The sequence below is a fragment of the Actinomycetospora lemnae genome (genome assembly GCF_028737315.1).
In the GTDB taxonomy this organism is placed as follows: domain Bacteria; phylum Actinomycetota; class Actinomycetes; order Mycobacteriales; family Pseudonocardiaceae; genus Actinomycetospora; species Actinomycetospora lemnae.
The window spans coordinates 123013-134450 of the sequence record NZ_JAQZAO010000008.1 but is presented as its reverse complement, the minus strand read 5'-3'; the positions used below and the strand labels follow the sequence as shown (position 1 = coordinate 134450).

The 11438-nt window shown below is 74.5% G+C and carries 11 protein-coding genes; 8 read left to right on the top strand and 3 right to left on the bottom strand.

The annotated features are described in order from the left end of the window. The first annotated feature begins 135 nt into the window (after positions 1-135). The 3 genes from PGB27_RS18965 (at position 136) to PGB27_RS18955 (ending at position 2583) form a co-directional block, all read left to right on the top strand. Complete coding sequence (locus tag PGB27_RS18965) at positions 136-306, top strand: hypothetical protein (RefSeq protein WP_274201950.1); 171 nt, start codon at positions 136-138, stop codon at positions 304-306. 803 nt (positions 307-1109) lie between these two features. After that, positions 1110-1943, top strand: a complete 834-nt coding sequence (locus PGB27_RS18960) for a hypothetical protein (RefSeq protein WP_274201949.1) — start codon at positions 1110-1112, stop codon at positions 1941-1943. Positions 1944-1947: 4 nt separating this feature from the next. Beyond that, a complete protein-coding gene (locus tag PGB27_RS18955; protein ID WP_274201948.1) occupies positions 1948-2583 on the top strand; it encodes a flavin reductase family protein in 636 nt (211 codons plus the stop codon). Here PGB27_RS18955 and PGB27_RS18950 read toward each other — a convergent pair. Next, positions 2547-2984, bottom strand: coding sequence for an acyl-CoA thioesterase (locus tag PGB27_RS18950; protein WP_274201947.1), 438 nt, complete (start codon positions 2982-2984; stop codon positions 2547-2549). The two genes, PGB27_RS18955 and PGB27_RS18950, sit on opposite strands and share 37 nt — an antisense overlap. 57 nt (positions 2985-3041) lie before the next feature. Between PGB27_RS18950 and PGB27_RS18945 the strand changes: the two genes are divergently transcribed. From PGB27_RS18945 to PGB27_RS18935, 3 genes are read left to right on the top strand one after another with little or no spacing between them, the layout of a single operon-like run. Next, positions 3042-4097, top strand: a complete 1056-nt coding sequence (locus PGB27_RS18945) for an LLM class F420-dependent oxidoreductase (RefSeq protein WP_274201946.1) — start codon at positions 3042-3044, stop codon at positions 4095-4097. Between the two features lie 11 nt (positions 4098-4108). Beyond that, entirely contained in the window at positions 4109-4561 is a 453-nt protein-coding gene (locus PGB27_RS18940; RefSeq protein WP_274201945.1) for a MaoC family dehydratase, read from the top strand. 10 nt (positions 4562-4571) lie between these two features. Beyond that, the gene (locus PGB27_RS18935; protein ID WP_274201944.1) at positions 4572-5783 is read left to right on the top strand and encodes an acetyl-CoA C-acetyltransferase; all 1212 of its coding nucleotides are present in this window, start codon (positions 4572-4574) and stop codon (positions 5781-5783) included. A gap of 788 nt (positions 5784-6571) precedes the next feature. On the opposite strand, the gene PGB27_RS18930 is transcribed toward PGB27_RS18935, so the two are convergent. Then, positions 6572-7351 (bottom strand): enoyl-CoA hydratase/isomerase family protein, encoded by a 780-nt coding sequence (locus tag PGB27_RS18930; protein ID WP_274201943.1) that lies wholly within the window; start codon positions 7349-7351, stop codon positions 6572-6574. A gap of 185 nt (positions 7352-7536) precedes the next feature. Here PGB27_RS18930 and PGB27_RS18925 point away from each other — a divergent pair, with 185 nt between their 5' ends. Next, positions 7537-8046 carry a MarR family winged helix-turn-helix transcriptional regulator gene (locus tag PGB27_RS18925; protein ID WP_274201942.1) on the top strand — a complete coding sequence of 170 codons (510 nt, stop codon included), beginning with the start codon at positions 7537-7539 and terminating at the stop codon, positions 8044-8046. Further along, a complete protein-coding gene (locus PGB27_RS18920) occupies positions 8043-10760 on the top strand; it encodes an MFS transporter (RefSeq protein ID WP_274201941.1) in 2718 nt (905 codons plus the stop codon). The genes PGB27_RS18925 and PGB27_RS18920 overlap by 4 nt, the downstream gene beginning before the upstream one ends. A gap of 48 nt (positions 10761-10808) precedes the next feature. Here the strand turns inward: PGB27_RS18920 and PGB27_RS18915 are convergent, their stop codons facing one another. Beyond that, positions 10809-11309, bottom strand: a complete 501-nt coding sequence (locus PGB27_RS18915; protein WP_274201940.1) for an inorganic diphosphatase — start codon at positions 11307-11309, stop codon at positions 10809-10811. Positions 11310-11438 lie beyond the last annotated feature (129 nt).

Below are 11438 nucleotides of genomic sequence, written 5' to 3'. Positions count from 1 at the left end.
TCGGACTCGGTGCCGAAGATCGCGGACCACCCGGCCGGTGGCGTCGTGTGCCCTGCTCGGAGCGGGTTCGGAAGCCTCCAGAAGGATCGTTGGAGTGCCCGTCGGCGCCCCCGGCCGGAGTCGTAGGGTGCCCACATGACGCAGACGCCGATCTACGAGGAAGTCCGCCGGGCGTTCGGTCGTGCCGACCGAGGCGTCGAGCGTCGCGCGTTCCGCGCGGACGCGGCCGCCGGGGGCGACGAGCGTCCCGCCCGGCCCGTGATGCTCCGCGGCAACGGCGGCCGCCACCGGCGCTCGGGCGACTGATCCCGCGAGGCCCCCGACCCCGTGCGTGACCCCCTGCGGAGGTCCCGGACCGGTGGCCTCCCGGGCCCCCGACCGCAGCGCCCGAGGGCCGTGGGGCAGGGTTGGACCCGGTCCGCCCGGCGCCGGCGGGCCGGTTGTCGAGGTCAGCGAGGGCAGGGATGAGCGAGCAGTCCGGACCCCCCGGCCCGCCCGGGCCCGGCCGCGGGCGGCACGCCGCGCCCGGCCCGGACCCCGACGACGCCCCCGCCGGTCGGCACGCCGCCGGGCCCGAGGACCAGGCTCCCGGCCCCGGGGTGCAGGGTCCGCGCGGCGCCTACGGACCTCCACCCGGCGCCCATCGTCCGCCCGGCACCCAGGGGCCCGCGCAGGGGGCGCCGGGACCGCCCGCCGGGCAGGGCCCGCCGCCGCAGCCCGGGCCCCACGGCCGTCCCGGCGCAGGCCCCGGTGGCGCGCCCGGACAGCCGGCCGGCCCTCTCCCGCCTTCCGGCCCGCCCGGCCCGCCCGGCCGGCCTCCGGCCGGAGCCCCCGGCCCGTACGCCGCCCCGGGGTCGTCCGACTCGCGTGGCCCGTCGGGACCGCCCGGTGCCCCGGGGCGTCCGGAGACCGGTCCGGCACCGGGTGAGGCGCCCGGCCGCGGAGCGGGGCCGGCCGAGGAGCGTCCGTTCGAGACGCCGACGCGTCACGCGTCCGGCGCGGACGATGCGGCACCGACGAGCCACCGGGCGGGTGCGGCGCCCGCCGCCGCCACGGGTCGTGCGGACGCGACCGCGGACGGCGCCGCGTCGGGTCTGTCGGTCACCAAGGTGTCCGGGCAGGCGTTCGCCGCCATCGTCACCGCCGGGGCGGGGTCCTTCATGGGTGGCGCGGCCGGCACGGTGGTCGGCGCCGGGATCGCGGCCGTCATCACCACGGTCGGGGACGCGGCGTACCAGCGCTCGGTGGAGCGCACCCGCCACCACGTGCGGTCGCGGATGGCCGCCCGTCGGGACGCGAGGACCGTCGGTACCCCCGCCGACGGGCGCACGGCCGTCGTCGCGTCCGCGGGTGGCCGGTCGGACGGATCGGCGCCGGACGACGAACCGACGATGGTGATCGGTTCCGGCGACGCCACCCGCGTCGCGCCGGCCGGGGAGACCCGGGCCTTCGGCGCCGGCGACGCCGACCGCACCCGGGTGACCGGTCCGGGCACCACGGTGATGACCGCGGGCGACGACGAGACGGCCCTGGTCGGCGCGCCCGGCGGACCCCCGCCGGACGGCGACCCGGACGACCCGGACGGCGGCGAGCCCCCGCGCCGCACCCCGTGGCGGCGCTACGCCCTGCTCGGCGCCACCGCCCTGCTGATCTTCCTCATCGCGATGCTGGCGATCACCGGTATCGAGCGGGTCAAGGGGTCGCCGCTGTCCGGCGGCGACTCGGGCACCAGCGTCGGCTCGGTGCTCGGGACCGCCGAGCCCGCCGAGGAGTCGAGCGAGGCCCCGGCGACGACCTCCGAGGCCCCCGCCGGCGACGAGGCGCCCACCTCGACGTCCGAGGCGCCGGCGAGCAGCACCGCCGACGAGCCCGAGCCCAGCGAGACGACCACGACACGGGCGCCCCAGCTGGTTCCGAGCGAGCTGCTGCCGGGGAACAACTGAGTCCGTGCGCACCGACTTCGACCCCGACACGATCGGGTCCGGCGGCTTCTACAAGTTCCTGACCTCGGTGATCGTGCCGCGCGCGATCGCCTGGGTGGTGACGCGCTCGGCCGACGGCGTCGACAACCTCGCCCCGCACTCGTTCTTCACCGTCGCGAGCACCGACCCGCCGGTCGTGCAGTTCACCTCGGTCGGGGAGAAGGACTCGCTGCGCAACGCCGTCGCGGCCGGCGAGTTCACGGTGTGCCTGACGCCGGAGCCGCTTCTCGAGCACATCAACGCGACGGCCACCGACTTCCCGCCGCACGAGAGCGAGATCGACGCGACCGGCCTGACCCGCGAGCCCTCGCTGCGCATCGCGACCCCGCGGATCGCGGAGTCACCGGTGGCGCTCGAGTGCCGCCTGGAGCGCACGATCGAGGTCGGCAACTCCGTGCTGGTGCTGGGGCGGGTCGTGCACGCCGCGGTGGCCGACGACGTGCTCGTCGACGGGCGCCCGGACGTCAAGCGGCTCGCGCCGCTCGCGCGTCTCGGCGGCAACCAGTGGTCGACGGTCGGCGAGGTGCTCGCCACCCCGCGCATCCGGTACGACGACTGGCCGGGTCACTTCTCCGACGGGGACGCCTCGCCGAGGACCTGAGGCGCGCGCTGGGGGTCGCCGAGCGCGAGGAGCTTGCCGCGGGGGTCGGCGACGAGCCGGCGCGTGCCGTGGTCGAGCAGCCCCATGACGCCGGTGAGCGTGGCGCAGACCTGCTCGCCGCGGCGCAGCTCGGTGTCCATGCGGAAGGTCTTGCCCTCCCCGAAGCGCACGTCCAGGGCCACCTCGACCTCGTCGCCGACCCGCAGCTCGGCGAGGAAGCGCACCGTCGACTCGAGGATGACCGGGCCGAGACCGACGGCGGTCAGGTCCGGCACGTCGATGCCCGCCGCCCGCAGCGCCTCGGTGCGCCCGTGCTCGCCGTACTGGTGGTAGACGGCGTGGTTGACGTGCCCGTTGGCGTCGCACTCGTAGCCGCGCACCGTCACCGTCGTCGTGAACACGCCCGTCTCCCGTCGCCGTACTGCCGTGATCATCGCGATCGTGACAGGCTGCGCGGCGTGCGCATCGGGATGGGGTTGAACTACAGCGGCGGGTTCGAGGAGACGGTGGCCGAGCTCGCCGAGCACGAGGCGGCGGGCCTGGACATCGTCTTCGTGCCCGAGGCCTACAGCTTCGACGCGGTCAGCCAGCTCGGGTTCATCGCCGCGCGCACCAGCCGTGTCGAGATCGCGTCCGGGATCCTGCAGATCTACACGCGCACCCCGTCGCTGACCGCCATGACCGCCGCGGGCCTCGACTACGTCTCGGGCGGGCGCTTCACCCTCGGCATCGGCGCGTCCGGCCCGCAGGTCATCGAGGGGTTCCACGGGGTGCGCTACGACGCCCCGCTCGCCCGCACCCGCGAGATCGTCGACATCTGCCGGCAGGTGTGGCGCCGCGAGAAGGTGCAGCACTCCGGGCGCTACTACCGGATCCCACTGCCCGCCGAGGAGGGCACCGGGCTCGGCAAACCGCTGAAGATCATCAACCACCCGGTGCGCGATCGCATCCCCATCGTGCTCGCCGCGATCGGCCCCAAGAACGTCGCGCTGACCGCCGAGATCGCGGAGGGCTGGCTGCCGATCCTCTTCGTGCCCGAGCGCGCGCACGAGGTCTGGGGCGAGTCGCTCGAGGCCGGCAAGGCCAAGCGCGACCCCGCGCTCGGCGACCTGCAGACCTACCTGCAGGCGTCGCTGTGCATCACCGAGGACGCCGACACCGCCCAGCAGATGCTCGACGGCATGCGTCCGTTCGTCGCGCTCTACGTCGGCGGCATGGGCGCCAAGGGCAAGAACTTCTACAACGAGCTCGCCCGGCGCTACGGCTACGAGGAGGAGGCGGAGCAGATCCAGGACCTCTACCTCGACGGCAAGAAGGACCAGGCCGCCGCGGCGGTGCCCGAGGACCTCGTCAAGGCGATGTCGCTGATCGGGTCGCGCTCGTACGTCGCCGAGCGCCTGCAGGCCTTCGCCGCCGCCGGCGTCACCACGATCAACGTCACGCCGCTCGCGGGCACGGCCGCCGAGCGGGTGTCGTTGGTCGGGCAGGTCAAGCAACTGGCCGCCGACCTCTAGAGGAGCCCCGGATGCGAGTGTTCGCCGACGTCGAGGAGCTGCGCGGTGCGGTGGGGGAGGACCTCGGCACCAGCGAGTGGGTGACCGTCGACCAGCACCGCGTCGACATCTTCGCCGACGCCACCGACGATCATCAGTGGATCCACGTCGATCCCGAGCGCGCCCAGCACGGGCCGTTCGGACGGACGGTGGCCCACGGCTTCCTGACGGTCGCCCTGATGCCGAAGTTCGGGTGGGACACCTTCCAGGTGGAGGGCGTCTCGATGACGGTGAACTACGGGCTGAACAAGGTCCGGTTCCCGTCACCGGTCCCCGTGCCCAGCCGTGTGCGAGGTCACTGCCGCCTGGTGGACGTCACCGACGTCGCGAACGGTGTGCAGGCCACCATCGGGGGGACGGTCGAGATCGAGGGGTGGCCCAAGCCGGCGTGCGTCGCCGAGGTCATCCTGCGCTACGTGCTCTAGGAGGTCGGCTGTGCCGGATGCGGTGATCTGTGAGCCCCTGCGGACCCCGGTGGGTGGTTTCGGGGGCGCGTTGCGGGACGTGGCGCCGCAGGAGCTGGCGGCGACGGTGATCCGGGAGCTGGTGTCGCGCACCGGTCTGCAGGACGAGGACGTGGACGACGTCGCGTTCGGGCACTGCTACCCGACGATGGACGCGCCGGCGATCGGCCGGGTGGCGGCGCTGGACGCGGGCCTCGAGGTGACGGTGCCGGGCATCCAGGTGGACCGGCGCTGCGGGTCGGGGCTGCAGGCGGTGCTCTACGCGGCGATGGCGGTGCAGACCGGCGGCGCGTCGCTGGTGCTCGCCGGCGGTGCGGAGTCGATGTCCGGCGCCACGTACTACAGCCAGGCGCCGCGCTGGGGCACCAAGGCCGGCGGCTTCCAGATGAAGGACGCGCTGGCCGAGGGCCGCGTGCACGCGGGCGGGCGCAACCACCCGGTGTGGGGCGGGATGATCGAGACCGCCGAGAACGTGCGGAAGCGCTACGACATCCCGCGCGAGGAGCAGGACCGCCTGGCGGTGCGGTCGCACGAGAAGGCGACGGCGGCGGTCAAGGAGGGCCGCTACGCCGACGAGCTCGTGCCGGTGACCATCCCGGGCCGCAAGGGCGACACCGTGGTGGACCAGGACGAGCACATCCGCCCCGACGCCTCGCTGGAGTCGCTGGCGAAGCTGCGCCCGATCATGGGCAAGCAGGACGACGAGGCGACCGTGACCGCGGGCAACGCCTCCGGGCAGAACGACGGCGCGGCGGTGTGCATCGTGACGACGCCGGAGAAGGCCTCCGAGCTGGGGCTGCGGCCGCTGGCGCGGCTGGTGTCGTGGGGGCTCGCGGGCGTGGGCCCGGAGGTCATGGGCATCGGGCCGGTGCCGGCGACCGCGGCGGCGCTGTCGCGGGCGGGCCTGTCGCTGGCGGACATCGACGTCATCGAGCTCAACGAGGCCTTCGCGGCCCAGGCGCTGGGCGTCGGGCGCGAGTGGGGCATCGACCTCGTCACCGACGAGCGCGTGAACCCCAACGGCTCGGGCATCTCGCTGGGCCACCCCGTCGGCGCCACCGGCGTGCGCATCCTCGCGACGATGCTGCGCGAGATGGCCCGCCGCGAGGCCCGCTACGGCCTCGAGACCATGTGCATCGGCGGCGGCCAGGGCCTCGCGGCGGTGTTCGAGCGGGTCGCCTGAGCTACCAGCGAAGTGCCGTCGCGGACGTTGAGTGTCCGTATCGGTACTTCGATCATGCTTGAGCAGGGACGTCGCCCCCGCCTCGACGTGCGCGAACTCCGGCCCGCGGAAGCCGGCGAGCGGGACGGCGTCGCGCAGGACGACGCGCCATGTGCCGTCCTCGCGTCGCAGCACGTGCGTGGTGCGGTACTGAACGTCACCGGCTCGTCGTGGCGCTCGACCCGCGAGCGGTGGTGCTCGACGTCGACGAGACAGGCGAGGTCCCCGTCGAGCCCCGTGGCGACGTGCTCGCGCGTCGTCGCCTCGCCGCCGGTGTAGCCCGGGCGACCCGGTCGAAGCGAGCAGGCCGAGACCTCGGGCCATCCGACGACCACGTCGCCGTATGCGCCGAGCAGCGTGACGTCGTCGCGGTGCGACGTGAGCTCCTTCCACGGCCCCGGGTCGCTGTCGAGCGTGCGCTCGTGCGCGAGGTCGAGGGGCGCGCGGACGCCCTCGGACGTGTGGTCCATGGCCTTCTCCTCGTCGGGTCGGCGCGGGTCGGCGCGGGTCGGCCGGCTCGTCGTCGAGCGCGGCGGCCTCCGGCTCGAGGAACGGGTCGCCACGGACGCGGTCTGAACGCTCAACTCGCCCGAGGCGCACCACCTGCTGACCCTCGGCCCGCGGCTGGTCGCCCGACGAGTACGAGGCGTGGCTCCGGGCGGGCGCTGGCGGACGCGCTGCTCGCGGCATGATCGAAGTACCGATACGGACTTTGGACGTCCGCAACGGCACTTCGCTGACCCCCGGCGCTACCGGCCCTCCCAGCGGGGCTCGCGCTTCTCGCGGGCGGCGGCCATGCCCTCGGCCGCGTCCTGCGTCGCTCCGGCGACGCGGCGCATGGTCTCGCCGAAGCGGATGGCCTCGGTCTCGGGCAGGTTCGGCGCGCGCCGGGCCATCTCCTTGATCGCGCGCTGGGCCAGGGGCGCGCCGGCGAGCAGGCGGTCGGCGAGTGCTCGAGCCTCGGTGAGCAGGTCGTCGTGCGGCACCACCCGCGACACCAGGCCCATCTCGCGCGCCCGCTCCGCGTCCACGCGCTCGCCGGTCAGCAGCAGCTCCATCGCCGGCTGCCACCCGATCCGCTGGGGCAGCCGGAGCGCGCCGACGATCGTCGGGATGCCCAGGCGGACCTCGGGGAAGCCGAACGTCGCGCGCTCGCTGGCGATGACGAGGTCGCACCAGGTCACCAGCGTCAGCCCGTAGCCCAGGCAGTGGCCGTTGACCGCGGCGATCACCGGCTTGTAGATCTCCCAGCCGCTCTCGAAGGAGTTGACGGTCGGGCGCTCCCAGAACGAGCCGGGGAAGTCGCCGGCCGGGTTGCCCTCGCCGCCGGGATCGGCGCCCACGCAGAACGCGCGCCCCTCGCCGGTGACGATCCCGACCCACGCGTCGTCGTCGGCGCGGAAGCGGTCGAACGCCTCATTGAGGCCGGCGCGCATCGCCCCGTCGATCGCGTTGAGCTTCTCGGGCCGGGAGTACGTGATCGTCGCGACGTGCCCGTCGCGCTCGTAGGTGACGCGCTCGCTCTCCACGATCCGACACCGTAGGGCGGTCGGCGTTCCGGCGAAGGGCGCCCGTCGCCCGTCTACCCGACCGAAGGTGCCCTTCGCTCAAGACCCCGGGGCGGCCGTGACGCGCGCGATCGTGGACCCCGGTGGCGGGAACAGCGGCGGCAGGCGCATGCTTGTACGCAGCAACCGATTGTACGGAGCATGCAATGGAATCCTCGCGGCTCCCGCTCCCGCCGGGGGTGGACGACCGCTGGCGGGTCTCGGACCGTCTCGGCCACCAGCTCATCCGCGTCATGCGGGCGGTGGAGCGGGCCAAGGCCGGCAAGGCCGTCGGCCCCGACGGCGTCGAGCGCGCTGCCTACGTGCTGCTCGCCCGGCTCGTCCTGGAGGGTCCGCGCCGGTCGAACGCCCTCGCCGAGTCGGTGCACTCGGACCCGTCGACGGTCAGCAGGCAGGTCGCCGGGCTGGTCCGCGCCGGGCTCGTCGAGCGCCGCCCCGACCCCGAGGACGGCCGGGCGACGCTCCTCGCGCCCACCGACGAGGGCCTGCGCGTCTTCGAGGCCAACCGCGACCGCCGCAACCGCGAGATCAGCGCCATGACCGCGCACTGGGACGAGGCCGACCGCGTGCGCCTCGCCGAGCTGCTCGAGCAGCTGGCCGTCGACCTCGAGCACCGCCACCACCCCGCACCGCTGGCTCCCCCGGAGGCCTCATGAGCACGCCCGCCGCCCCGACACGACCGGCGGCCGCCACCGACACGGGGAGCACCGGCTTCACGCACCGCCAGATCCTCGTGATCCTCTCGGGCCTGATGCTGGGCATGTTCCTGGCCGCGCTCGACCAGAACATCGTCTCGACGTCGATCCGCACGATCGCCGACGACCTGCAGGGCCTCAACCTCCAGGCGTGGGCGACGACCGCGTACCTGATCACGGCGACGATCACGACCCCGCTCTACGGCAAGCTCTCCGACCTGTACGGGCGCCGGCCGTTCTTCCTGCTCGCGATCGGGCTGTTCGTCGTCGGCTCGGTGCTGTGCACGATCTCGACGTCGATGTACGAGCTGGCGGCCTTCCGCGCCGTCCAGGGTCTCGGGGCCGGCGGCCTGATGTCGCTGGCCCTGACGATCATCGGCGACATCGTCCCGCCGCGGGAGCGCGCCCGGTACCAGGGCTTCTTCCTCGCCGTGTTCGGCACGTCGAGCGTCATCGGCCCGGTCGTCGGCGGCTTCCTCGCCGGCCAGGACACGATCCTCGGCATCACCGGCTGGCGCTGGGTCTTCCTCGTCAACGTCCCGATCGGTGCCATCGCGTTCCTCGTCGTCTGGAACGTCCTGCGCCTGCCCCACACCCGCCGCGAGCACCGCCTCGACTTCCCCGGCGCCGCCGCGCTCGCCGTCGGCCTCGTGCCGCTGCTCATCATCGCCGAGCAGGGCCGCGAGTGGGGCTGGGCCTCGACCTCGGCGATCATCTGCTACGCCGTCGGCGCGGTCGGGCTCGTCGCCTTCTACCTCGCCGAGCGGGCCTACGGCGACGACGCCCTCCTGCCACTGCGCCTGTTCCGCAACGGCGTGTTCAGCCTGACCTCGATCATCGCGATCATCACCGGCGTCGGGATGTTCGGCGGCATCGCGATCGTCCCGCAGTACCTGCAGATCGTGACCGGGTCCGACCCGACGCAGGCCGGCCTGCAGATGATCCCGCTGGTCGGCGGCATCATGGTCGCCTCGATCATCTCCGGTCAGCTCACCAGCCGGACCGGGCGCTACAAGGTCTTCCCGGTGATCGGCCTCGGGCTGATGACGGTCGGCATGCTGCTGTTCCACTTCCTGCTGCACGCCGACACCCCGTACTGGCAGGTCGCGCTGCTCATGGTCGTCTTCGGCCTCGGGCTCGGGAACTGCATGCAGACGCTCGTGCTCGCGGTGCAGAACGCCGTGCCGGCCAAGGACATGGGCGTGGCCACGGCGTCGGCGACCTTCTTCCGGCAGATGGGCGGCACGCTCGGCGTCGCGGTCTTCCTCTCGGTGCTCTTCTCGACGGTCGGCGACTACATCCGCGACGCCTTCGCCGCCATCGCCCCGACGCCGGGCTTCCGGGCGGCGCTCGCCGACCCGGCGGCGCTCGCCAACCCCGCCAACCAGGTCGCGATGGACCCGGTGACCGGCGCGGCGCAGGTCGCCCAGGACTCCTCGGTGCTGCAGCGGATGGACCCCCGCCTGGCCGAGCCGTTCCTCGTCGGCTTCTCCGACGCGATGGACCTCGTGTTCCTCATCGCGGGCTGCGTGATCGCCGTCGGCTTCGTGCTCATCTGGTTCCTGCGCGAGGTCCCGCTGCGCACCCAGTCGGGCATCCAGGCCCGCAGCGCCGAGGGCGCCGACGCCGCCCCGGGGACCACCCCGGCCACCGAGACCGCCGGCGGCGCCGCGGCCATCGGCACCGCGTCGAACCCGCCGGTCCCCGCGACGGCGCACGCCGTCCAGGCCGCACCCGCGGCGCCCGCCAGCGACGCAGACGCGTCGCCGGCGACCCCCGGCTGGGGACCGCCGGCCACGGCCACGAACGGACACCCGAGCCCCGTCCGCCGGACCGGTCCCACGGTCCACGGCCGCGTCTCCGGCACGGGCGGCAGCCCCGTCGGGGCCCGTGACGAGGTGACGGTCTCGCTGCACGGCCTCGACGGGGCCCCGGTGGAGCGGGCGGGCGTCGACGAGCGCGGCGGCTACTCGCTGGTCGCGCCGGCCGCCGGCACCTACGTGCTCATCGCCAGCTCGCCGCGGCGCCGGCCGTTCGCGGAGCTCGTGACGGTCGACGGGACGCCCGTGCGCCGCGACGTCGCGCTGTCCCGCGTGGTGACGCTCGGCGGGCGGGTCGCCGAGGCCGACGGCACCCCGGTCGGCGGGGCCACGGTGACCGTCACCGACACCGCCGGCGGCGTCGTGGGCGTGCGGCGCAGCGACGCCGAGGGCAGGTGGGAGACGGGTGAGGTCGAGCCCGGCGAGTACACCGTCACCGTGCTCGCCCCGGGGCGCGCCCCGCAGGCGGTCCGGGTCGTGGCCGGCGAGGACGGGGCGCGTGCCGACGTCACGGTCGCGCCGGCCCGCTACACGCTCGCCGGGGCCGTGCGCGCCGCGGGCGGGACGCCGGTGCCGGAGTCGCTGGTGGTGCTCGTCGGCCGGGACGGCGGCGTCGTCGCCTCCGCGGTGACGGGTGCCGACGGCCGGTTCCGCTTCGACGACCTCGCGCCCGGGCGGCACATGCTCACCGCGAGCGGGTTCGCGCCGGTCAGCGAGCAGGTCGTGGTGGACGGGGCGTCCGACGTGACCCTGACCGTGACGCCTCCCCGCCCGGCCGTCGCGGCGCCGGGCGGCGAGCGGGCCGGCCGGCACGAGGCGGCGCCGCCGGTCGACCTGTCGGGCACGACCCGCTGACCCGGCCGCCGGGACGGCACGTCCGTCCCGGCGGCCGGTCGCGGGCAGCTAGTGGGCCCCGCCGTGGCCCTTCTCCTCGGCGCGCTGGCGGGAGGCCTTGATCTCGAGCTCGGCGTCCGCGCGCCCGACCCACTGCGCGCCCTCGACGCTCTTGCCGGGCTCGAGGTCCTTGTAGACCTCGAAGAAGTGCTGGATCTCGAGGCGGTCGTACTCGGAGAGGTGGTGGATGTCGCGCAGGTGCTCCTGGCGCGGGTCGCCCGCGGGCACGCAGAGCACCTTGTCGTCGCCGCCGGCCTCGTCGGTCATGCGGAACATGCCGATGGCGCGCGCGGCCACCACGCAGCCGGGGAACGTCGGCTCCTGGACGAGGACGAGCGCGTCGAGCGGGTCGCCGTCCTGGCCGAGGGTGTCCTCGATGTAGCCGTAGTCGGCGGGGTACTGCGTGGCCGTGAAGAGGGTCCGGTCCAGGCGCAGGCGCCCGGAGGTGTGGTCCATCTCGTACTTGTTCCGGTTCCCCTTGGGGATCTCGATCAGTACGTCGAACTCCACGGCGACACCGCTCCCTGTTCTCGCTCGTCCGCGTTCCGGTCCCGGCCGCCCCGACCCGCCCCGCGGGTCGGCCGGAGGTCCTCGCCCGCCTCTAGTGTGGGGCAACGTCCGGGGTGACCCGGCACACCG

Excerpts from the sequence above, each read along its gene's own strand:
- PGB27_RS18920 (WP_274201941.1), top strand. The coding sequence starts at position 8,043 with ATGAGCACGCCCGCCGCCCCGACACGACCGGCGGCCGCCACCGACACG.
- PGB27_RS18940 (WP_274201945.1), top strand. The coding sequence starts at position 4,109 with ATGCGAGTGTTCGCCGACGTCGAGGAGCTGCGCGGTGCGGTGGGGGAG.
- PGB27_RS18925 (WP_274201942.1), top strand. The coding sequence starts at position 7,537 with ATGGAATCCTCGCGGCTCCCGCTCCCGCCGGGGGTGGACGACCGCTGG.
- PGB27_RS18965 (WP_274201950.1), top strand. The coding sequence starts at position 136 with ATGACGCAGACGCCGATCTACGAGGAAGTCCGCCGGGCGTTCGGTCGT.